Origin of the sequence: Amycolatopsis orientalis DSM 40040 = KCTC 9412 (genome assembly GCF_000478275.1) — a bacterium.
In the GTDB taxonomy this organism is placed as follows: Bacteria; Actinomycetota; Actinomycetes; order Mycobacteriales; family Pseudonocardiaceae; genus Amycolatopsis; species Amycolatopsis orientalis.
On sequence record NZ_ASJB01000061.1, the window covers coordinates 65,390 to 86,934 of the forward strand.

27 protein-coding genes are annotated in these 21,545 nt (G+C 68.8%); 2 read left to right on the plus strand and 25 right to left on the minus strand.

The genetic code is table 11. From position 1 onward, the window contains the following. Positions 1 to 27 precede the first annotated feature (27 nt). The 4 genes from L324_RS19885 to L324_RS19900 form a co-directional block, all read right to left on the minus strand. Positions 28 to 1,416, minus strand: a complete 1,389-nt coding sequence (locus tag L324_RS19885; protein ID WP_037310448.1) for a glycine--tRNA ligase — start codon at positions 1,414 to 1,416, stop codon at positions 28 to 30. A gap of 192 nt (positions 1,417 to 1,608) precedes the next feature. Next, positions 1,609 to 2,271, minus strand: coding sequence for a class F sortase (locus L324_RS19890; RefSeq protein ID WP_037310451.1), 663 nt, complete (start codon positions 2,269 to 2,271; stop codon positions 1,609 to 1,611). 192 nt (positions 2,272 to 2,463) lie between these two features. Further along, positions 2,464 to 3,093 (minus strand): class F sortase, encoded by a 630-nt coding sequence (locus L324_RS19895; RefSeq protein WP_037310454.1) that lies wholly within the window; start codon positions 3,091 to 3,093, stop codon positions 2,464 to 2,466. Between the two features lie 7 nt (positions 3,094 to 3,100). Next, entirely contained in the window at positions 3,101 to 4,174 is a 1,074-nt protein-coding gene (locus tag L324_RS19900) for a hypothetical protein (RefSeq protein WP_037310457.1), read from the minus strand. A 264-nt stretch (positions 4,175 to 4,438) separates the two neighbouring features. On the opposite strand from L324_RS19900, the gene L324_RS19905 reads away from it, so the two are divergent. Both L324_RS19905 and L324_RS19910 read left to right on the plus strand, forming a co-directional pair. Beyond that, positions 4,439 to 4,822, plus strand: coding sequence for an ArsR/SmtB family transcription factor (locus L324_RS19905; protein ID WP_037310461.1), 384 nt, complete (start codon positions 4,439 to 4,441; stop codon positions 4,820 to 4,822). A 2-nt stretch (positions 4,823 to 4,824) separates the two neighbouring features. Further along, positions 4,825 to 5,238, plus strand: a complete 414-nt coding sequence (locus tag L324_RS19910) for a Fur family transcriptional regulator (RefSeq protein WP_037310463.1) — start codon at positions 4,825 to 4,827, stop codon at positions 5,236 to 5,238. 64 nt (positions 5,239 to 5,302) lie between these two features. On the opposite strand, the gene L324_RS19915 is transcribed toward L324_RS19910, so the two are convergent. The 21 genes from L324_RS19915 to hrcA form a co-directional block, all read right to left on the minus strand. Beyond that, entirely contained in the window at positions 5,303 to 6,028 is a 726-nt protein-coding gene (locus tag L324_RS19915; protein WP_037310466.1) for a TIGR03943 family putative permease subunit, read from the minus strand. Continuing rightward, on the minus strand, positions 6,025 to 7,041 hold the full coding sequence (locus L324_RS19920; RefSeq protein ID WP_037310469.1) for a permease: 1,017 nt from the start codon (positions 7,039 to 7,041) through the stop codon (positions 6,025 to 6,027). Before L324_RS19920 ends, L324_RS19915 begins: the two co-directional genes overlap by 4 nt. Positions 7,042 to 7,078: 37 nt before the next feature. After that, positions 7,079 to 7,501: a hypothetical protein gene (locus L324_RS19925; RefSeq protein WP_037310472.1), complete on the minus strand. Its 423-nt coding sequence runs from the start codon at positions 7,499 to 7,501 to the stop codon at positions 7,079 to 7,081. After that, on the minus strand, positions 7,498 to 8,319 hold the full coding sequence (locus tag L324_RS19930) for an isoprenyl transferase (protein ID WP_037310475.1): 822 nt from the start codon (positions 8,317 to 8,319) through the stop codon (positions 7,498 to 7,500). Before L324_RS19930 ends, L324_RS19925 begins: the two co-directional genes overlap by 4 nt. Before the next feature lie 39 nt (positions 8,320 to 8,358). Further along, complete coding sequence (gene recO, locus L324_RS19935; protein WP_037310478.1) at positions 8,359 to 9,120, minus strand: DNA repair protein RecO; 762 nt, start codon at positions 9,118 to 9,120, stop codon at positions 8,359 to 8,361. Positions 9,121 to 9,169: 49 nt separating this feature from the next. Then, a complete protein-coding gene (locus L324_RS19940) occupies positions 9,170 to 9,607 on the minus strand; it encodes a CD225/dispanin family protein (RefSeq protein ID WP_037310481.1) in 438 nt (145 codons plus the stop codon). A 27-nt stretch (positions 9,608 to 9,634) separates the two neighbouring features. Continuing rightward, positions 9,635 to 10,108 carry a CD225/dispanin family protein gene (locus L324_RS19945; protein WP_152546925.1) on the minus strand — a complete coding sequence of 158 codons (474 nt, stop codon included), beginning with the start codon at positions 10,106 to 10,108 and terminating at the stop codon, positions 9,635 to 9,637. 55 nt (positions 10,109 to 10,163) lie between these two features. Further along, on the minus strand, positions 10,164 to 11,339 hold the full coding sequence (locus tag L324_RS19950) for an RDD family protein (protein ID WP_037310486.1): 1,176 nt from the start codon (positions 11,337 to 11,339) through the stop codon (positions 10,164 to 10,166). Between the two features lie 149 nt (positions 11,340 to 11,488). After that, positions 11,489 to 11,941, minus strand: a complete 453-nt coding sequence (locus tag L324_RS19955) for a DUF2752 domain-containing protein (RefSeq protein WP_037310489.1) — start codon at positions 11,939 to 11,941, stop codon at positions 11,489 to 11,491. Then, positions 11,938 to 12,288, minus strand: coding sequence for a CD225/dispanin family protein (locus tag L324_RS19960; RefSeq protein WP_037310492.1), 351 nt, complete (start codon positions 12,286 to 12,288; stop codon positions 11,938 to 11,940). The genes L324_RS19955 and L324_RS19960 overlap by 4 nt, the downstream gene beginning before the upstream one ends. Positions 12,289 to 12,313: 25 nt before the next feature. Continuing rightward, positions 12,314 to 12,655: a CD225/dispanin family protein gene (locus tag L324_RS19965; protein WP_037310495.1), complete on the minus strand. Its 342-nt coding sequence runs from the start codon at positions 12,653 to 12,655 to the stop codon at positions 12,314 to 12,316. Positions 12,656 to 12,810: 155 nt separating this feature from the next. Further along, positions 12,811 to 13,710, minus strand: a complete 900-nt coding sequence (gene era, locus L324_RS19970) for a GTPase Era (protein WP_005158763.1) — start codon at positions 13,708 to 13,710, stop codon at positions 12,811 to 12,813. Next, positions 13,710 to 14,036 carry a cytidine deaminase-like protein gene (locus tag L324_RS19975; RefSeq protein WP_037310501.1) on the minus strand — a complete coding sequence of 109 codons (327 nt, stop codon included), beginning with the start codon at positions 14,034 to 14,036 and terminating at the stop codon, positions 13,710 to 13,712. Before L324_RS19975 ends, era begins: the two co-directional genes overlap by 1 nt. Continuing rightward, entirely contained in the window at positions 14,029 to 15,381 is a 1,353-nt protein-coding gene (locus L324_RS19980) for a hemolysin family protein (RefSeq protein WP_037310504.1), read from the minus strand. The genes L324_RS19975 and L324_RS19980 overlap by 8 nt, the downstream gene beginning before the upstream one ends. Before the next feature lie 13 nt (positions 15,382 to 15,394). Further along, positions 15,395 to 15,949: an rRNA maturation RNase YbeY gene (gene ybeY / locus L324_RS19985; protein WP_037310506.1), complete on the minus strand. Its 555-nt coding sequence runs from the start codon at positions 15,947 to 15,949 to the stop codon at positions 15,395 to 15,397. Then, complete coding sequence (locus tag L324_RS19990) at positions 15,946 to 17,031, minus strand: PhoH family protein (RefSeq protein ID WP_037310509.1); 1,086 nt, start codon at positions 17,029 to 17,031, stop codon at positions 15,946 to 15,948. Before L324_RS19990 ends, ybeY begins: the two co-directional genes overlap by 4 nt. Before the next feature lie 114 nt (positions 17,032 to 17,145). Further along, positions 17,146 to 17,496 (minus strand): histidine triad nucleotide-binding protein, encoded by a 351-nt coding sequence (locus tag L324_RS19995; protein ID WP_037310511.1) that lies wholly within the window; start codon positions 17,494 to 17,496, stop codon positions 17,146 to 17,148. Further along, positions 17,493 to 18,092: a TetR/AcrR family transcriptional regulator gene (locus L324_RS20000; RefSeq protein WP_235783588.1), complete on the minus strand. Its 600-nt coding sequence runs from the start codon at positions 18,090 to 18,092 to the stop codon at positions 17,493 to 17,495. The genes L324_RS19995 and L324_RS20000 overlap by 4 nt, the downstream gene beginning before the upstream one ends. 441 nt (positions 18,093 to 18,533) lie before the next feature. Continuing rightward, positions 18,534 to 19,286 carry a 16S rRNA (uracil(1498)-N(3))-methyltransferase gene (locus L324_RS20005; RefSeq protein ID WP_037310518.1) on the minus strand — a complete coding sequence of 251 codons (753 nt, stop codon included), beginning with the start codon at positions 19,284 to 19,286 and terminating at the stop codon, positions 18,534 to 18,536. Positions 19,287 to 19,289: 3 nt separating this feature from the next. After that, the gene (dnaJ, locus tag L324_RS20010; RefSeq protein ID WP_037310521.1) at positions 19,290 to 20,456 is read right to left on the minus strand and encodes a molecular chaperone DnaJ; all 1,167 of its coding nucleotides are present in this window, start codon (positions 20,454 to 20,456) and stop codon (positions 19,290 to 19,292) included. A 42-nt stretch (positions 20,457 to 20,498) separates the two neighbouring features. Beyond that, positions 20,499 to 21,524 (minus strand): heat-inducible transcriptional repressor HrcA, encoded by a 1,026-nt coding sequence (hrcA, locus tag L324_RS20015; RefSeq protein ID WP_037310812.1) that lies wholly within the window; start codon positions 21,522 to 21,524, stop codon positions 20,499 to 20,501. Between the last annotated feature and the right edge of the window lie 21 nt (positions 21,525 to 21,545).

The window sequence follows — 21,545 nt, forward strand, 5'->3', positions numbered from 1 at the left end:
TCATTACCACTCACGAGACCGCAGGCCCTAGCAGCCGATCAGACGTGACGCGAGGTAGGACTCGAGCTTGTCGATCGCGACCCGCTCCTGCGCCATGGTGTCGCGCTCCCGCACGGTCACCGCGAGGTCGTCGAGCGTGTCGAAGTCGACGGTGACGCAGAACGGCGTCCCGATCTCCTCCTGGCGCCGGTAGCGCTTGCCGATCGAACCGGCGTCGTCGAAGTCGACGTTCCAGTGCTTCCGCAGCGTCGCCGCGACGTCGCGCGCCTTCGGCGTGAGATCGGCGTTGCGGGACAACGGAAGCACGGCGACCTTGAACGGCGCGAGCCGGTAGTCCAGCTTCAGCACGGCGCGCTTGTCGACACCGCCCTTGGCGTTGGGGACCTCGTCCTCGTGGTAGGCGTCGACCAGGAACGCCATCATCGACCGGCCGACACCGGCCGCGGGCTCGATGACGAACGGGCGGAACCGCTGCTTCGAGGCCTGGTCGAAGAACGACAGGTCGACACCCGAGTGGTTCGAGTGCGTCGTCAGGTCGAAGTCGGTGCGGTTCGCGATGCCTTCGAGCTCGCCCCACTCCTGGCCCGCGTTGAACGCGAACCGGTACTCGATGTCGACGGTGCGCTTCGAGTAGTGGGAGAGCTTTTCCTTCGGGTGCTCGTAGTGGCGCAGGTTCTCCGGCTTGATGCCGAGGTCCTTGTACCACTCGGTGCGCGCGTCGATCCAGTACTGGTGCCAGGTCTCGTCCTCACCCGGCTCGACGAAGAACTCCATTTCCATCTGCTCGAACTCACGCGTGCGGAAGATGAAGTTGCCCGGCGTGATCTCGTTCCGGAACGACTTGCCGATCTGGCCGATGCCGAACGGCGGCTTCTTCCGCGCGGTCGTCTGCACGTTGAGGAAGTTGATGAAGATGCCCTGCGCGGTCTCCGGGCGGAGGTAGTGCACGCCTTCCTCGGACTCGACCGGGCCGAGATAGGTCTTCAGCATCATGTTGAAGTCACGCGGCGCGGTGTACTCGCCGCGGTTGCCGCAGTTCGGGCACGGGACCTCGGACAGGTCGTCCTCGGTCACCTCCTTGCCCGTACGCGCGGAGAAGTCCTCGGCCAGCTGGTCGGCGCGGAAACGTTTGTGGCAGGAAAGACATTCGATCAGCGGGTCGGTGAAGACGTCGAGGTGACCCGACGCGACCCAGACCTGACGCGGCAGGATCACCGACGAGTCGAGGCCGACGACGTCGTCGCGGCTCTGCACGACGGTCTTCCACCACTGGCGCTTGATGTTGTCCTTGAGTTCGACCCCGAGCGGACCGTAGTCCCACGCCGACTTGGTACCGCCGTAGATCTCTCCACACGGGAAAACGAAGCCTCGACGCTTACACAGGCTGACGACGGTCTCGATGGTGTTCGCGGGCACTCCACGCTCCGAAGCATGCGGGGACGGTTATCGGACTAGAACGACAAGACTAACCGGCAGCTCCCGCGCGACCTCCGGCGAGGTGGAACTCGGAGCCGAAGGGGACTTTCCCCGCATGCGATGCGACGAAAGCGCCCATCACCGCATGAGACGAGAGGAAAGTCCCCTTCAGCCGCGTGAGACGGGAGGGGCTCAAGGGCGGCTGACCAACGAGGCGGTGACGATGCGGTTGTCCTCATAGCCGTCGGTACCGCCGACGTACTCACCACCGCAGGTGACCAGCACCAGCCGATGCGGGCCGTCCGGGCCGAACAGCTTCTCCGACTGCTCGGCCAGCTTCGACTTGTGCACGGTGACGATCTCACTGATCTTGTAGACCCATTTGCCGCCGTCGGTGTCGGTCAGACTGACCTCCTGGCCGGTCTTGAGCCGCCACAGCTCGTCGAACGGGCCCTTCCTGCCCTTCCAGTTCACATGCCCGGAAAGCAGGGAAGCGCCCTGGTCGGCGCCCAGTTTCGCGCCCCACCAGGTGGCTTCGTCGAGACCCTCGGGGATGGGGAGGGTCCCGTCGGCGGTCAGCTCCTTGCGGATCAGTTTCGCCGTGCCGCCACCAGGCAGTCTGACCGTGCCGGGAGCCTGCCCCGCGTCGGCAGGGACCTCGGGCACGCCCACCGCCGACGTCTCCGCCTGGCCCTGGGCGGCCGCGACGACCGGGTCACCCTTTCCGGTGAAAACGAGGACCGCGACCAAGGCCGCCACCACGAAGAGTCCGGCGCAGACGAGGATCCATACCCGGCCGGAGCGCTTCTTCGGCCGCTCCTCGCTTGCCGCACCGTCGTCGAACTGTCCCACCATCGGGTCTTTCTCCTTGCTCGCTTCAAGCCGCCGGAGCGGCCGGTGTCGCTAGACACGCGATGCGAGCCGATAGGGGTTGCACCGACTTCCCCGACTCCCCCCACTTCCCCCGCATTTCGTCCTCTGGATGCGGTAGTTGCACGCGCAAGGACCGCATCCAGAGGACGAAATGCGGTCGGGGAGCAGGCGGGGTCAGGCGGGTGGGCCGGTGACGGGGGTGGCGACGATGACCCGGTTGTCCCGGTAGCCGTCGGTCCCGCCGAGGTAGTCGCCGCCGCAGGTGACCAGGACCAGCCGGTGCGGACCGCTCTGGGCGAACAGCTTCGCCGCCTGCGCGGGCAGGTCGTTCTTGTGCACCGTGACGACCTCGCGCACGCGGTAGACCCAGATCCCGCCCGCCGCGTCGCTGACGGCGACCTCCTGCCCCTCCCGCATCCGCCACAGCTCGTCGAACGGCCCTTTGACGCCGCCCCAGTTGACGTGCCCGGAGATCAGCGCCGTCCCGGTTTCGGCGCCGAGCCGCGCACCCCACCAGGCCGCGTCCTGCAGACCTCGCGGGACGGGAAGGACGCCGTCGGCGTTGACCTCGGAGCGGACGAGCTTCGCCGTCCCGCCTTCGGGCAGGCGAACGGTGCCGGGCCGCTGCCCGCGCGTCGAACTGTCGGCGGGCAGGGCCAGCGGGGCCCCGTCCTCCCCCGGGACGACCGCGGGTTCGGCGAACGAGACCGACTGTTCCGGTGGGATCCAGGTCAGCACGATCACGCCCGCTGAGATGGCGAGCGCGGATACGACGGCGGAGAGTCCCGCCAGCCAGTTCCGCACGGGACCGCTACTTCTCCCGTACCGGAACGGGTTTGCGACGACGGTAGAGCAGCATCGCCGCGGCGCCGATCACGATGCCGCCGCCCAGCAGCCCGAGCCCGACCACGGTCCGCGTGGTGTCGGCGGTCTGCGGCGGGATGCCGCCCGCGGGCACCGTCCCCGGCACCGCCGGCTGCTCGGGTGCCGCACCCGGGCCGGTGCCACCGGCGGGTTTCGCCACGAAGTTCTTCGGGATCGAGCAGCTCACGCCGCCGAGCACGATCGTCGCGCGGGCCTCACGCAGATCCTTGCCCGCCGCGTCGCGCACGTGCGTGACGATCTCCAGTTTCCAGCCCGCGGCCGCGGTGACGTCGCCGTTGCGCCAGCCGTCCTGCCGGATCAGCTGGTCGAAGGCGGTCACGCGGGACACGGTCAGGTCGGAGCTGGTCTTCTCCTTGCTGATGTTCTCGGCCTGGACCGTCGACACCGGCCCGAGCTTGAGGCCCTTGACGTCCACGCCCGAAGCGCCGGACGGCTTCAGCGCGCCACTCTCGTCGCGCACCCAGATCTTGGCCACGCTCGTCGACGACGTCGGCTTGCCCGGCGACGTGCAGTCGACGGCGCTCTTCGCGCCTTCGAGCACCAGCACGGTGTTGTCGGCGGGCTTCGCGCCGCCACGGCCGTTGTCGATCAGGGCGTAGTTGCTCTCCGCGACCGCTGTCGGGACGGTGGTCTGCTGCAGCGCGGCGAGCACGTTGTGGTCACGGCTGGCGATACCGGCGGGGTAGGGGTTCGCGGACGCGCCGTACCGGCCGAGGTTGACGTCCCAGTTGCCGCCGAAGGTCTTGCGCTCCCCTTCGTCGCGGGGGACGACCGTGCGGTCCGGGGAGAGTTTCGACTGGCCGGGCGTCAGCGGCGAACGCTGGGTCTCGGTGATCAGCGAGCCCGAGTTCCCGATCCGGACCGACGCCACGTTCGCGAACGACACGGGCCCCGTCTTCTCGTCGACGGCCTGCGCCGTCTGCGCCGAGGCGAGCCCCGGAACCGACGCCAAAGCGAAGGCCGCCGTCGCGGCGGCCAGCTTCGTCACGAAACGAGTCATATCTCCCCACTGCCTCTCCGGGCCCTCCGAGCGCGGTCGTCAGCGTACGAGAAGCGACGAAACGCTCCGCGACAACCTTGCACCGTCCGCGACCACATGCGAAGTGGAATGGTCATTTCTTTGCGAAGTCACCCGAATGGAGCAGTAACACCGCCGCCAACCGGTCGCCCGGTCGGCGAACAGACCGCCGGGGGCGGGAACACTAAGATGGACTGGACTGTTACTGGCAATGACTTCGGAAATCATGATGGACATGGAGGCGGCATGGCTACGGTGACCCCGGACTCGGCCGCCCCGGGCTTCACGGAAGACCCCGGACCGCATTCGGCCGCCCGGCCTCCCGCCGAACCCGCGGCGTCGGCTTCACCCGCCGCCCTCGCGGACGCCGGAGACCTGCTGCGCGCGCTCGCCGCGCCCGTGCGGATCGCCATCGTCCTGCAGTTGCGCAGCGCCGACCGATGCGTGCACGAACTGGTGGACACCCTCGACGTCGCACAGCCGCTGATCAGCCAGCACCTGCGGGTGCTCAAGACCGCGGGCGTCGTACAGGGCGAGCGACGCGGCCGTGAGGTGGTGTACCGGCTGGTCGACGATCACCTTGCGCATATCGTGGTGGACGCCGTAGCCCACGTTCAGGAGGGGAAGTGAGCATGAGTCCCACGACGGCCAACGGTTCCGCGCCGGTGCCGGGACGCCGGTCGACGAAACAGCGGGCCGCCGTAGTCGAGCTGCTCAAGGAGATCGACGACTTCCGTTCCGCCCAGGAACTGCACGACGAGCTGCGCAAACGCGGTGACGGGATCGGGCTCACCACGGTGTACCGGACGCTGCAGTCGCTGTCGGAAGCCGGCGAGATCGACACCCTGCGCACCGACACCGGCGAGGCCATCTACCGCCGCTGCTCGTCGCACCACCACCATCACCTGGTGTGCCGGCTCTGCGGCAGCACCGTCGAGGTGGAGGGCCCGGCCGTCGAACGCTGGGCCGAGAAGATCGCTTCGGAGCACGGCTTCTCCGACATCAGCCACACCGTGGAGATCGTCGGCACCTGCTCGAACCACTGACGAGCGCCATGAAAGGACCTTTCCTTGCAAATTTGGCAAGGAAAGGTCCTTTCATGGCATCCGGTCAGTACTCGTAGGGGTCCTTGGGCGCCGGCACCTGCCGCACCGAGGCGAGCGTGAAGTCCGGCATGTAGCTGTTCTCCCGCACGGCGGTGCCCGGCACGACCGTCCCGGTCACCTCCAGCCAGGTGTCGTTCCCGAACCCCGACACGCCCTCCCCCACCAGCCGCACGGTGATCGGGTAAGCGTCGGCCGCGCAGCAGCCGATGACCAGCCTGGCCAGCATGGTGTTGCCCTCGTTGTGCACGACGAAGCCGGACAGCCGCACCGTGCGCCCGTTCAGGGTTCCGCTCTTGTCCCAGCCCGCGCGGCTGACGAACTCGTTGACCTCCAGCGGCACCACGTCCCCGGCCGGCAGCGGCGGAAAGGCGGCCGCGTTGCTGGCCGAAGCGCTCTGCGGCACCCTGGCCTCGGTCCGGGTCACCGAGTCGGCGCCCAGCGCGGGCGGCGCGACCAGGAAGACGGCCAGCACCGGCACCATCAGCAGCCAGGCCGAACGGGTGTTGTGGTCGTGCGCGTGGACGTCACCGGCGACGACGGCGGCCGCGCGCGCGGCCAGCAGGTCGCGGACGATCGCGACCGCGCCCAGCGCCACCATCACCGCGCCACCGGCGATGATCCACGGCTGCTGCGCGGGTTTGACGTAGCGCAGGTAGTCGCCGTTGATGGTGATCTTGAGCAGCGCCCCGCCGAGCAGGATCAGCAGGATGTTCTGGGTCTCGCGTTTCACGCGCCACCTCCGAGGATCAGCGTGCCCGAGACGACGGCGCAGGACAGCGCGACGACGAAGGTCACCGGCGCGAACCGCAGCGCGAAGGATTTCCCGAACGTCCCGGTCTGCAGGGCGAACAGCTTGACGTCGATCGCGGGCCCGACCACCAGGAACACCAGTTTCGGCAGCAGCGGCATCGCGGTCAGCGAAGCGGCGACGAAGGCGTCGGCCTCACTGCACAGCGCCAGCACGACGGCGAGCACGGCCATCACCAGCACCCCGAGCACGATCTGCTCCCCCAACACCCCGAACCACTTGGCGGGCACGAGCACGTTCATAGCGGCGGCGATCATCGCGCCGAGCACGAGGAATCCGCCCGCCTCGACCAGATCCGCCCGCGCGGTCTCGGCGAAGGTCTTCCAGCGGGAACCGTGCTGGACCTCCGGGAGACGCCGCAGCGCCCGCTCCGCGATCCAGTCGAGTTTGCCCCACTTCGCCCACAGCCAGCCCATCACCATCGCTGTGGCGAGCGAACCGGCGAACCGGGCGAACACCATCTCCGGGTTCCCCGGGAACGCCACCGCCGTGGCGACCAGCACCACCGGGTTCACCGCGGGCGCGGCCAGCAGGAACGTCAGCGCGGCCGCGGGCGCGACGCCCTGGCCGATCAGCCGTCGCGCCACCGGCACCGACGCGCATTCGCAGCCCGGCAGGGCGACCCCGGCCAGGCCCGCGACACCGACCGCCGCCCCCGCGCGCCGCGGCAGCACCTTCTCCAGCACCCGCGCGGGCACGAACGCCGCGATCGCGCCGCTGATCAGCACCCCGAGCACCAGGAACGGCAGCGCCTGCACGCAGACCGCGACGAACACCGTCGAGCCGGTCCGCAGCGCGGGCACGTCGAACACCTGCTGGAGCCAGCTCTGCCCGAGGATCGCGATCAGCAGGATCGCGCAGAGCACCTCGATCGAGGTGATCTTGAACCGCCGGACGGGTTTCTTCTCCGGGGCGCTGCTGGAAATGGTTTCCACGTGCGAGATGATGCCAGGTGACCCTGTGTCCCGGAGGTCAGTCCCCGGGAGCCGTGCCCAGAAGATCACTTCGCAGCTGGGACGCGGTCGACACGACCAGCATGAGCAGCGTCCCGAGCGGCGAGGGCTCCATACCCTCGGCCGGGAACGCGTACCTCAGCGTGATGTCGATCCCCTTCTCCGAGCGCACGACCCCGAGCGTCCCGAACAGGCCCTGCCCGGCGCGCTCCGCCGCCGAGGCCGCGATCGCCGGATCGTCCGGCAGATCCCAGGCGACCACGCAGGTCAGGCTCAGCACGGTCAGCCCTTCGGCCAGCCGGGTCGCTTGGATGACGCAGGGGACGTCCGCGTGCGAGAAGGTCAGCGCGCCGTCGTCGTCGACGTGGACTTCGAGATAGCGCTCGAGGGCTTCCCGCGCCGACGTCAGCAAAGCCGCCGTGTCCACCGCTTCGGTGGTCATGAGGTTCCTTCCGAAGCCTTGTCGATGGCACCGCCGAAGCGGCGGTCCCGTTTCGCGAACTCGAGGCAGGCCCGCCACAGGTGGGTGCGGTCGAAGTCCGGGAAGAGCGTGTCCTGGTAGACCATCTCGGCGTAGGCCGACTGCCAGAGCAGGAAGTTCGACGTCCGCTGCTCCCCCGACGGCCGCAGGAACAGGTCCACGTCCGGCATGTCGGGCTGGTACAGGTACTTCCCGATGGTCTTCTCGGTGACCTTGTCCGGGTTCAGTTTCCCGTCGGCCACGTCCTGGGCCATCCGGCGCATGGCGTCGGCCAGTTCCGCGCGGCCGCCGTAGTTGACGCACATGGTCATGTTCAGCGCCGTGTTGTGCTTGGTCTTCTCCTCGGCGACCTGCAGTTCCTTGATCACGCTCGCCCACAGCTTGGGACGGCGCCCCGCCCAGCGGATGCGGACGCCGATCGAGCCGAGGTAGTCGACCTGACGGCGGATGGTGTCGCGGTTGAAGCCCATCAGGAAGCGGACCTCTTCCGGGCTCCGCTTCCAGTTCTCGGTGGAGAACGCGTACACCGACAGCCATTTGACGCCGAGTTCCACGGCACCGCTGGCGACGTCGATCATCACCGCTTCCCCGCGCTTGTGGCCTTCGATCCGCGGCAGGCCGCGCTGGTTGGCCCAGCGGCCGTTGCCGTCCATCACCAGCGCCACATGCTTCGGGAGGAGTTCCTTCGGGATCTCCGGCGGCCGGGCACCGGACGGATGCGGCTCCGGCGCGCGAAGTTCGAATTGTGACGCCTTGTTCTCGCGTCCCCTGCGCAGCACCTTCGAGCCTCCTGATCGAGTGAACCTGTGCCTGCGACCCTACTGCGCTCCGGTGACGCCCTCCCGCGCACGCCTCTCCACCAGCGGCAGTGACCGCAGCTGACGCTCCAGATGCCACTGCAGATGCGCCGCGACCAGGCCGGACGCGTCCCGCCGAGGCACCGGCGACGCCGCTTCGGCCACCGGCCACTCGCCGTGCAGGAGCGCCGCGAGCAGGGTCAGCACCTCCTGGGAGGGGTGGACACAGCCGGGAACCCGGCAATCCGGGCACATCGAGCCGCCCGCCGACACGCTGAACGCCTTGTGCGGGCCCGGCAGGCCGCACCGGGCGCATTCGGTGATCGCGGGCGCCCATCCCGCGTAGGCCATGGCCCGCAGGAAGAAGGCGTCGAGGATGAGGGAGCTGTCGCGTTCGCCGCCCGCGAGCGCCCGAAGGGCCCCGACGACGAGCATGTAGAGCTTGAGGACCGGTTCGCCCTCTTCGGCGGACAGCCTGTCGGCCGTCTCGGCGATGGCGCTCGCCGCGGTGTAGCGCTGATAGTCGGCCACCAGCGGCAGCGCGAAGGCGTCGACCGTCTCGACCTGGGTGATCACGTCGAGGGAACGGCCGGTGTAGAACTGGACGTCGACATGCCCGAACGGCTCCAGGCGCGCCCCGAACCGTGACGACGTCCGACGCACGCCTTTCGCGACCGCACGGACCTTGCCGTGCCGCCGCGTGAGCAGGGTGATGATCCGGTCGGCCTCACCGAGCTTGTGCGTCCGCAACACCACTCCGGTGTCGCGATAGAGGTTCACCACCCCGACATCGTCCCACCCGGGGCCGACATCGGGGCGGTGTGCCCCGGAATCAGCAGTAGCTGCCGTAGCAGCTGTAGGTCGCGGTCGAAGCCGCGACGATCGAGATGATGATCATCACGATGGCGAAAGCACAGCCCACGCCACCGATGATCGACGCGATCATGCACATGGTCCGCGTCGACCTCGACGCGTCCGCGGCGGCGGCGTAGTTGCCCTGCATCTTGTAGGTGTTGACCTCGTTGGACTTCATGATCGCGAAGATCGCGATGATCCAGCAGAGGAAGATGCAGCCGATCGCCCAGCCCTTGTAGTCCTTGATGGCGTTGATATCGCCGCCACCACCGGGCATACCGCCCGGCGCGCCGTAGGGAGACGGGGCGCCGTACGGGGCCGGCTGGCCGTAGGGAGCGGGCATGCCACCGGAAGGCGGGCCGTAGCCAGGCTGCTGCTGGCCATAGGGCTGCTGCTGGCCGTAGGGGTTGGTCATTTCGAATGGTCCTCGTTGTTCTTTCGGTCAGAACGCCGTCGCGGCGGCCAGGATGATCCAGAGAATGGAGAACAGGCAGCCGACGCCGCCGATGATCGAGGCGATCATGCACATGGTCTTCGTCGACTTCGACGCGTCCATGGCGGCGGCGTAGTTGCCCTGCATCTTATAAGTGTTGACCTCGTTGGACTTCATGATCGCGAAGATCGCGATGATCCAGCAGAGGAAGATGCAGCCGATCGCCCAGCCCTTGTAGTCGGGGATCGAGTTGATGTCCCCGCCACCGGGCATGCCGCCCGGAGCGCCATACGGCGCGGGCTGGCCGTACGGGGAAGGCTGACCGTACGGCGCCGGCTGGCCGTACGGCATGGGGTTCGCGCCCGAAGGCTGACCGTACGGTGCGGGCGTGGCGCCGGACGGAGGTCCGTAGCCGGGCTGAGGCTGCTGGCCATAAGGCTGCTGCTGGCCGTAGCCGGGCTGCTGGCCGTACGGGTTCGTCATCGGGTTCCCCACTTGTGTCGTGCTTCCCGGCGGGTGGATCCCGCCGGTCGTTCCGTTACTGCTGCGGTGTTCCGGGCCCGTTCGGCCCCTCCGCGCCGGGCAGCTGCTGCCTCAGCTGCTCCGGCGTGATCTTCTGCGTCGGCTCGGCTTCGTCGAACGCGGACGGCGCCTGCTCAGGCTGGTTCTGCTGCCCCGGACGGAGGACCTGGGTCGGCTCGGCCTCGCCGAAGCCCGGTTCGGTTTGGGACTCCGAGGACGGTAGCGCGGTTCCCTGCGGCTGCTGCCCGAACGGCTGCGACGGCTGGGACGACTGATGGGCCTGCTGCCCGAACGGCTGCGGCTGCTGGGCGGGCTGCCCGAACGGCGACGGCTGCTGCGGCTGGCCGAAGGCACCCGAGGGGGCCTGCTGCGGCTGGCCGAACGGCGACGGCTGGGCGGGGAACGGCGACGACTGCGGCGCGGGGAAACCGGCCTGGCCGCCGAACTGCTGCGCTCCGGGAACCTCGGCGTCGACGGGAAGCACGATCGTGCCGACGATCTTGTCCGAGAAGGTTTGCCGCTTCAGGTCCCACAGCGGCCACCAGTAGCCGAGACCGAAGAGGAAGTTGTCGAGGAAGTGGCAGAACTCGCGCGCGATCGTCATCCCGATGCCGAGCGGCTCGCCGGTGGCTTCCTTGAGCAGCTTGATCTTCATGAACCGCTTGCCGAGCGACTGCCCGGTGGTGCCCATCAGGATCCAGCGGTTCCAGATGGTGAAGCCGAAGAACGCGATCCCGGTGATGCCCATCGCCGCGCTCCCGACGGATTCACTCACCAGGAAGAGCAGTCCACCGATGAGGTAGACCAGAAGGACCGGGCTGAAGTCGATCAGCATCGCGGCGAGCCGCTTGCCCCAGTGGGCGTACGCGTGCGAGGGCAGGCCGTACGGCGAAGCCTGACCGAACGGCGCCTGCTGACCGAATGGGGGCTGGCCCTGCTGTCCGGGCTGCTGACCGAAGGGGGACTGCTGCTGCGGCTGCCCGAACGGCGACTGCTGCGCCGGCGGCTGCTGGCCGAACGGCGAGGACTGCGGCTGCTGGCCGAAGGGAGAAGGCTGGTCGCCCTGGGGAGGTTGCTGAGGCTGCTGACCGAAGGGCGAGGGCTGGTCACCCTGCTGGCCCTCCCCCGGAGGAGGCCCGAACCCGGACGGCGGCTGGTGTCCCGGCGGCTGCTGGCCGTAGGGAGTGGTCATCGAAATCCCCTCGCTGGTTCCTCGCCCCCTGGCGCACGGGGCCCTCGTGCGGCGACCCGGCCTGAATGTACGGCATGGGTACACACCGAGCAGACCGGTGCGCGGGAGCGTACTCGGTGCCACCGACGATCCGGGCCTCGGCCCGTCGCTCAGACGTAGAGCGAGGTGAACGGGGCGAAGGGCAGGTTACGAATGACGAACCAGACGACGAACACGACACCGAACGCGAGCGGCGTCCAGCGCCAGTGCAACCAGCTGTCCACCGCCCGGCCACGGAGCCTGCCGACGGCCCAGGCGACGGTGCTCCAGACGAGCAGCAGCAGGACCACAAAGGACACCGCGTTGTAGTGCAGCGCGGCGGGGATGTCGCCGTGCAGCGCGCTGTAGACCATGCGCATGCCGCCGCAGCCGGGGCAGGCGATGCCCAGCAACGCCTTGGTGGGACAGACCGGAAGCGGCCCGCCCGGGGTGGTGGGATCGCCCAGCCACAGTACGACGCAGCCGAGTCCGGCTCCGGCGGCGATGGCCAGCGGTGGCCCCAGCGCGCGGGCCTTCGCTTTGAACCCGCGCGCCGGGAATCCCGTGTAGACGGACGTCGTCACGGCGTGAAGCTTCCCGCCGACGCGCCGATGATGACCATCACCACAATGAAGATGATGTACAGCAGGAAAAGAACGCCGGTGGCGATCGCTCCCCACATGGACCACTTCTTCGCGTCGTCGGCGGCCTTCTGGGCTTCGGCCTGGAAGCCCTGCGCCCACAACGTCTGGACCTGGCTCGACTTCACGATCGCGACGATACCCAGCGGCAAGCAGCACAGCACCGTGCAGAGAATGGCCCACACGAGGTTGTTGTCCGGCGGCGGACCGTAATTCGGCATACCGCCGTAGTACGGCTGTTGCGGCGGAGGCCCGCCCGGAGGCGGGTAGTTCGGGTACTGGTCGGTCATGAGGTCTCCCCCTCGTTCGCCGGGATCAGCGGTAGTTGTTCACGTCCACCGAGGCCGCGAAGACACCGAGAACGACGAACAGGAGAATGTACAGGACCCAGAGAACCGCGGCGACGATCGCGGAGATGATGGCCCACTTCTTGGCGGCGTCGGCCGCTTCCTGCGCGGCGGCGGGCTGGCCCTGCGCCCAAAGGGTGTTCACCTGGGTCGACTTCACGATCGAGACGATGCCGAAGGGGAGGCAGCACAGGATGGTGGTGAGGATGGCCCACACCAGGTTGTTGTTGGGCGGCGGGCCGGGGTTGTTGAAGCCGCCACCGCCCTGAGGGTCGCCGGAGTAGTTGGGCAGGCCCTGGTTGTCGGTCATTTACCGCTTTCCCTTCACGAATGAGATGTGGAACTGACCCGGGGCGCGCCGCCCGATCAGCGATCACCGGAGTCGAGGAGTGAGACTCTAAGGTCACCCGTCCGGTTCCACACCATCAACCGGTCTCCGCGACCGAATCGAGACATACAGTTCAGTCAGAAGCCCAGGCGTCGCAACTGACGGGGATCGCGCTGCCACTCTTTGGCGACCTTGATGTGCAGGTCGAGGTAGACCTTCGAACCGAGAAGCCCCTCGATCTGCTGCCGGGCACGAGCGCCGACGTCCTTCAGGCGCTCCCCCTTGTGCCCGAGGATGATGCCCTTCTGGCTCGGTCGTTCCACGTAAAGGAAGGCGTGGACATCGATCATGTCGTCCCTGCCCTCGTGCGGCAGCATTTCCTCGACGGTGACGGCGATCGAGTGCGGGAGTTCGTCCCGGACACCCTCCAGCGCGGCCTCGCGGATCAGCTCGGCGACCAGGGTCTGCTCGGGCTCGTCGGTGAGTTCGCCGCCCGGGTACAGCTGCGGTCCTTCGGGAAGGTGCCGCACCAGCAGGTCCGCGAGCGCGCCGACCTGGAAACCGTCCACAGCGGACACCGGGATCAGTTCGGCGAACTCCATGACCTCCTGCAGGGCGAGCAACTGCTCGGCGACCTGCTCGGGTTTCACGAGATCCGTTTTGGTGACGACGCCGATCACCGGGGTGCGCTTGGCGATCTTCTTCAGTTCGGCGGCGATGAACCGGTCACCGGGACCGACCTTCTCGTTGGCGGGCACGCAAAGCCCGACAACGTCCACTTCGGACCATGTCGAATGGACGATGTCGTTGAGCCGCTCGCCCAGCAGCGTCCTCGGCCGGTGCAGTCCCGGGGTGTCGATGATGACCAGCTGGGCGTCGTCGCGGTGGACGATGCCGCGGATCGCGTGCCGGGTGGTCTGCGGTTTGCTGGAGGTGATCGCCACCTTGCTGCCGACGAGTGCGTTGGTCAGCGTCGACTTGCCCGCGTTCGGCCGCCCGACGAAGCAGGCGAAGCCCGAGCGATGCGGTTCGGCCATCAGTTCAGCACCTTGCCGCTCGGATCGACCAGATAGATCGGGGCCTCTTCGGCGATGTCCCGCACCGCGTGCACGGACGATTCCTTGAGCAGACCCTCGGGGCTGACCACGACGGCCGCCTCGATTCCTTCGGCCCCACTCGAAACCGCGGCCGCGACGGCGGCCTGCAGCGCGGTGAGCTTGAAGGAAGGCTGATCGACCGTGCTCGCCGCGTAGGTGCGGCCGTCGGTGTCGCGGAGCGCGGCGCCTTCGGCGGCCTGGGTGCGGGCTCGCGCGGACCTGGCCAGGGTCACCAGCTTCTCGTCCTCGGCGTCCAGCTCAGGCATGTTCGACACTCCTGTCACTTTCATCGGGCTGCGGGACGCGGGTACGGCGCCTGCCCTGGGCAGCGTCGGTCACCGCGTCCGCGTCGGCGGGGTGGACGACCACCGTGGTGATCCGCATCCGCCCGCGCCGGTCCTTACCACCTTCGGCGAACAGCCGAAGTCCGGCGACCTCGGCTTCGGCCCCCGGCAGCGGGACCCTACCCAGTCGCTCGGCGAGCAGCCCGCCCACGGTCTCCACGTCGTGGTCTTCGAGGTCGATCCCGAACAGTTCGCCCAGGTCGTCGATCGAGAGCCGGGACGAGACGCGGACCGCGCCGCTTTCGAGTTCTTCGACCTCGGGGCGTTCGTCGGTGTCGGATTCGTCGGTGATCTCGCCGACGATCTCCTCGAGGATGTCCTCGATGGTGAGCAGGCCCGCGGTGCCGCCGTACTCGTCGACCGCGATCGCCATGTGGTTGTGGGAGACCTGCATCTCCTTGAGCAGTTCGTCGAGCCGCTTCGAGTCCGGCACGAAACTCGCCGGGTTCATCAGCTCCTCGACCAGGCGCTGCGGACCGCCCTCGGCCATGTAGGCGGGCATGAGGTCCTTGATGTTGACGACGCCCGCGACGTCGTCGACGGATTCGCCGATCACCGGCAGCCGGGTGAACCCGGTGCGCAGGGCCAGCGCGAGCGCCTGGCGCACGGTCTTCTCGTGCTCGATCCAGACGATCTCGGTACGCGGGACCATGACCTCGCGCGCGACGGTGTCGCCGAGTTCGAACACCGAGTGGATCATCTCGCGTTCGGATTCCTCGACGACGCCGCGCTCCTGGGCGAGGTCGACCAGTTCACGCAGTTCGACTTCGGAGGTGAACGGGCCTTCGCGGAAACCGCGGCCCGGGGTGATTGCGTTACCGAGGACGATCAGCAGCCTGCTGAGCGGGCCGAGGATCGAACCGAGGACGCGGACCGGGCCCGCGACGACCAGGCCGATCCGGTACGGATGCTGGCGGCCGAGGGTGCGCGGGCCGACGCCGATGAGCACGTAGCTCACCACGACCATCACGCCCGCGGCGACGACGATGGCGAGCCACAGCGGCTCGATCCAGCCGAGGATGTCGACGGTGACCAGCACGGTGGCGGTCAGCTCGCAGGTCATCCGCAGCAGCAGGATCAGGTTGATGTGGCGGCGGCGTTCGGTGATGACCAACGCGAGCTGGCGCGCCCCCGGCCTGCCCATCCGGACCAGGCCGTCGGCGCGGGCCTTGGAGACCGTGCTGACCGCGGCGTCGGCGGCCGCGAACACCCCGGCGAGCAGGATCAGCGCGATGGCGATGACCAGCAGGGCCGTGGGACTACCCATGTCAGCGAACCGCCTAGGCGGGAGGTTCGTCGGCGGGCACGGCGTCGAGCCCGGCGGTGCCGAGGAGCCTGTCGTCCGCGGTGCGCTGCGCGTCGCGCCGGTTCACCGCGGCCACGGCCGCCTGGAACTCGCCGAGGATCCGCTTCTGCAACCCGAACATCTCGCGTTCCTCGGCGGGCTCGGCGTGGTCGTAGCCGAGCAGGTGCAGGACGCCGTGCGTGGTGAGCAGGTGCAGCTCGTCCATCAGCGCGTGCCCGGCCGTCTTGGCCTGGTCTTTCGCGAACGCCGGGCAGAGCACGATGTCGCCGAGCAGCGCGGGGGACGCGTCCGGCGCGTCCGGGCGGCGCGACGAGTCGAGCTCGTCCATCGGGAAGGCCATCACGTCGGTGGGACCGGGCAGGTCCATCCACCGTTCGTGCAGATCCTCCATCACCTCGAGGGTGACGAGCAGGATGGACAGCTCGGCGAGCGGGCTGACCTCCATCTTGTCGAGCGCGAACCGGGCGGCCGACACGATCGAACTCTCGTCGACGTTGACGCCCGATTCGTTGGCGATCTCGATGCTCATGAACGCCGCTGCCCTTTCCAGCCGTTGCTCTTGTCCTGGCTGTCCTGCAGGGCCTGCCACTTCTCGTACGCGTCGACGATGTCGCCGACGAGCTTGTGCCGCACCACGTCCTGGCTGGTGAGCTGGGCGAAGTGGAGGTCGTCGACGCCGTCGAGGATGTCCTTGACCACGCGCAGGCCGCTCTTCTGGCCGTTGGGGAGGTCGACCTGGGTGACGTCGCCGGTGACGACGATCTTCGCGCCGAACCCGAGCCGGGTGAGGAACATCTTCATCTGTTCCGGCGTGGTGTTCTGCGCCTCGTCGAGGATGATGAAGGCGTCGTTGAGGGTGCGGCCGCGCATGTACGCGAGCGGCGCGATCTCGATGGTGCCCGCCTGCATCAGCCGGGGGATCGACTCGGGTTCGACCATGTCGTGCAGCGCGTCGTAGAGCGGGCGCAGGTACGGGTCGATCTTCTCGTTGAGCGTGCCCGGCAGGTAGCCGAGGCGCTCACCGGCTTCGACCGCGGGCCGGGTCAGCACGATGCGGGTGACCTGCTTCGCCTGCAGCGCCTGCACGGCCTTGGCCATGGCGAGGTACGTCTTGCCGGTACCGGCGGGGCCGATGCCGAAGACGATCGTGTGCTTGTCGATCGCGTCGACGTAGCGCTTCTGGTTGAGCGTCTTGGGCCGGATCGTCTTGCCGCGCCGGGAGATGATGTTCATGCTCAGCACTTCGGCCGGTGACTCGTGGTCACCGGTGGAGAGCATGCCGACGGTGCGGCGGACGGTGGCCGGGTCGACCTGCTGGCCGCGGCCGGCGAGCGTCACGAGTTCGGCGAAGACACGTTCGGCGAAGGCGACGTCGGCGGGTGCGCCGGTCAGGGTGACCTCGTTGCCCCGGACGTGGACGTCGGCGGCGAGGAGTTCCTCGGCGACGCGGAGGTTTTCGTCCCTTGAGCCGAGCAGGCTGAGCGCGGCGGCGTCGGGGATGGGGAATCGGGACTGGGCCGCTTCGGTGACGGTGGCCTCGTCGGCCTTGGTCGCGGTGACGTCCGCGGGAACGTCGGGTCGGGCGGCTTCACCCGGTACGGTTCCGGCCACGTGGCCTCGGGCCTACTTCCTGCGCTTACGCTGCGATTTTCAACGACAGTGACAAGGTCGATGCTACTGGTTGCGGGTGGCGGCACGCAGTCCGGTTTCTCCTGGCCGCGCGCTTCAGCGCCCGAAATGCCCCAGCTGCTCGCCGCCGAGCACGTGCGCGTGCACGTGGAAGACGGTCTGCCCGGCGTCACGGTCGGTGTTGAACACCACCCGGTAGCCGGTTTCGGCGATCCCCTCCAGCTCGGCGACCTTCTTGGCGGCCGCCGCCACGTCGGCGAGCAACTGCGGGTCGGCGGAGGCGAGGTCGGCCAGGTTCCGGTAGCGCTTCTTCGGCACCACGAGCACATGTACCCGGGCCTGCGGCGCTATGTCCCGGAACGCATACGTCGTCTCGTCCTCGTACACCTTCTCGGACGGGATCTCGCCCGCGATGATCCGCTCGAACAACGTCTCCGCGTCACTCATTCCTTCACCCTAACGTCGCGGTTGGTCTCGGTGGTGATGTGCTCGAACAAACCGGCCTGGACGCGGGTGCGGACCCCTTCGGCCCACGGCTCGTCGAGCTCGCCGACGTCGAGGGCGGCCACGTTGTTGAGAAGCATGCCGAAGGCCAGGAACGATTTCACCGTCACCGGATCGAGTTTCGCGGCGCCCGCGACCGTGTCCCACATCCGGGCGAACCGCGTCCGCACGAACTCGCGGACCTCACTGTCCCCGCACGCCGCGAATCCCTGCAGCTGCAGCAAAAGCGTCGTCCGGTCCGACAGCAGCCCGTAGTACTCCGCACCCATCCGCGAAAGCGCGTCGAGTCCCTCACACCCCTCGGCGGCCCTCGCCATCCCCTCACTGAACCGGTCGAACGCCGCCCCCACCACCGCCAGGAACAACGCCTTCTTGGTCCCGAACATCCGGAACACATACGCCTGCGTGATCCCCGCCTCACGCGCGATGGCCTCCACCGACGCCCCGTGCAGCCCGTGCCCCGCGAACTCCCCCGCCGCGACCCTCAGCACCTGAGCCCGCCGCTCCGCCCCGCTCATCCGCCCCGCCCGGTTCACCACCCCCCGAACTTACCGCTCACTAACCACCAACCACACGCACCCGAGCCCCCACGCGCGGCGACAGCACGCGGTCGTGCCAGCCCGCTGTCCCCAATGCCACATTGGAGACACTGAGCGTCCCCAATGCCACATTGGGGACAGCGGGCCCGGGGCACTACGCGGAACCGCGCCGCGGCGCGGAATTCGGGGCGCGGCAATGAGCGAAGCGAACTCGCGAAGCCCCAAATGAAGATGCCGCGGCGCGGTGGACCCTGGGGGTCGGTCCACCGCCGCCGCGGCTCCGCCGGACCGAGGGGGGAGGTGCCCGGCGGGGATTCACGCGCGCGACCGGGCTTCATCCCCAGTGGCGCGCCGAAACCGTGTGTTGCGCGTCAGTTAACGAGAGTAACGGCTGTTTGCGTGATCGCGCCATAACTCGCCGCAAAATTGTGGGGTGTTTTTTCACTTCCAGCGGTCGGTGAGGACGCCGAGCGCGCCGAGGGCCACGGCCGCGGCGGTGGAGGTGCGTAACACGGTGGGGCCCAACCGGATGGCGGTCGCGCCGGCGTCGGTGAGGGTGGTGAGTTCTTCGTCGGTGATGCCGCCTTCGGGGCCGACGATGAGGAGGATGTCGCCTCGGGGCGGGAGTTCGATCTCGGTGAGCCGGGTGGTGATGCCGGATTCGAGGACCAGTGCGCGGGAAACGGTCTGGACGAGTTCGGCGAGTTCGCGGGTGTTCGCGGGTTCGGCGACTTCGGGGACGTGGGCGCGGCGGGCCTGTTTGGCGGCGGCGCGGGCGGTGGTGCGCCAGCGGGTGAGGGCTTTGTCGCCGCGGGTGCCTTCTTCCCAGCGGGCGACGCTGCGGGCGGCGCGCCAGGGGACGATCGCGTCGGCGCCGGCTTCGGTGGCGAGTTCGACGGCGAGTTCGCCGCGGTCGCCTTTGGCCAGTGCCTGGGCGACGATGACGCGCAGTGCGGGTGGTTCCTCGATCCAGTGTTCTTCGATGGCGAGGGTGAGTGCCGCGTCCCGGCCCGCTTGGACGGCTTCGACGACGCAGCGCGCCATGCCGCCTTCGCCGTCGGAGAGCACGAGGTGTTCGCCGACGCGGAGCCGCCGGACGGTGGCGGCGTGCCGGGCTTCCTCGCCGTCGAGGGTGGTGCGCCCGGACGTGGGCAGTGCGGCGGCGAGGAAGACCGGCGGTGTCGTCTCGGGCACGGGTTACCGGTGGTTCTTGGTGCGCAGCTTGGAGAACAGCCCGCCGGGTTTGGAACCGTTCGAGGAGAGCGAAGGGACGTCTTCGCCGCGCTGCTGGGCCAGTTCGACGAGGAGGTCGCGCTGGGCGTCGTCGAGTTTGGTCGGCACCACGACGTCGATGTGGACGTGCAGGTCGCCGCGGCCGTCGACGCGGCCGGAGGACCGCAGTCGCGGCATGCCCTTGGCGGTGAGCACGAGTTCGGTGGCGGGCTGGGTGCCCGGTTCGATGTCGAGTTCGTAGTCGCCGTCGATGAGGGTCTCGATGGGCACCGTGGCGCCGAGGGCGGCGGTGGTCATCGGGATGCGGAAGTTGCAGTGCAGGTCGTTGCCCTGACGGACGAACACCTCGTGCGGCGCCTCGTCGATCTCGACGTACAGGTCGCCGGCGGGGCCGCCGCCGGGGCCGACCTCACCCTGGCCGGACAGCCGGATGCGCATGCCGTCGCCGACGCCCGGCGGGATCTTGGCGGTGACGTTGCGGCGCGCGCGGACGCGGCCGTCGCCGCCGCACTGGCGGCAGGGGTCGGGGATGACCTCGCCGAAGCCGCGGCAGACCGGGCAGGGGCGGGCGGTGACGACCTGGCCGAGGAACGACCGCTGCACGGACTGGACCTCGCCGGCGCCGCCGCAGGTGTCGCAGGTCTTGGTGCCGGTGCCTTCGGCGGCGCCGGCACCGCGGCACAGGTCGCAGACGATGGCGGTGTCGACGGTGATCTCGCGGTCGACGCCGGTGGCGCATTCCTCCAGGGTCAGGCCCAGGCGGATGAGCGCGTCGGAACCGGGCTGCACGCGGCTGCGCGGGCCGCGGCCCCGGCCGCCGCCCCCTCCGGCGGCGCCGAAGAAGGCGTCCATGATGTCGCCGAGACCGCCGAAACCGGAGAACGGGTCGCCGCCGCCGGCCCCGCGTGCGCCGCTGTCCATCGGGTCGCCGCCGAGGTCGACGACCTTGCGCTTCTGCGGATCCGACAGCACCTCGTAGGCGGTGGTCACCTCGCCGAAGCGATGCTGGGCGTCCTCCGACGGGTTGACGTCGGGGTGCAGTTCACGGGCCAGTTTGCGATACGCGCGCTTGATCTCCTGATCCGTCGCGTTCTTCGCAACCCCGAGAATGCCGTAATAGTCCCTCGCCACCGTCTTCGCCTTCTCCTTCTGACTTCGACCTCAACGCCGCGTTCAGCGGCCGGAGAGGATCTGCCCCACGTAGTTCGCCACCGCGCGCACCGCGGCGATGGTGTTCGGGTAGTCCATCCTGGTCGGCCCGACGACGCCCATCCCGCCCAGCAGCATGTCGTCCATGCCGTAGCCGATGGACACCACCGAGGTGCTGCGCATCTGCTCGTCCTCATTTTCCTCACCGATGCGCACGGTGACCGCACCGGGGTTGCGGGCGGCCGCGAGGAGCTTGAGCACGATGACCTGCTCCTCGAGCGCCTCCAGTACCTGCCGGAGCGATCCCGGGAAGTCCGAGACGTTGCGGGTGAGGTTCGCCGTACCGCCCAGCACCAGCCGTTCTTCGGGATGCTCGACCAGCGATTCCACCAGCACGGTACAGACGCGGGTGAGGCTGTCGCGCAGGTCGCCCGGCGACTTCTCGGGCAGTTCGGCGACGGAGGCGGCGGCCTCGGACAGCCTGCGGCCCGCGAGCGCGCCGTTCAGCACCGTGCGCAGTCTGCCGACGTTCTCCTCGGTGATGACGTCGCCGAGGTCGACGGTGCGCTGGTCGACACGGCCGGAGTCGGTGATCAGCACCAGCATCAGGCGGGCCGGGGTGAGCGGCACCACTTCGAGGTGGCGCACCGCGGAGTTGGTCATCATCGGGTACTGGATGACCGCGACCTGCCTGGTCAGCTGCGCGAGCAGCCGGACGGACCGGCGCAGCACGTCGTCGACGTCGGTCCCGCTGTCGAGGAAGGCCGTGATGGCGCGGCGTTCGGCCGCGCTCAGGGGTTTGACCTCGGCGATCCGGTCGACGAACAGCCGGTAGCCCTTGTCGGTGGGAATGCGGCCCGCGCTGGTGTGGGGCTGTGTGATGTAGCCCTCTTCCTCCAGTGCGGCCATGTCGTTGCGCACCGTGGCGCTCGACACACCGAGATTGTGCCGGTCGACGATCGCCTTGGAACCGACAGGCTCCTGGTTGGACACGTAGTCGGCGACGATCGCGCGCAGCACTTCGAAGCGGCGCTCTTCCGCGTTGGCCACCTGCACCTCCCTCGGCTCGTC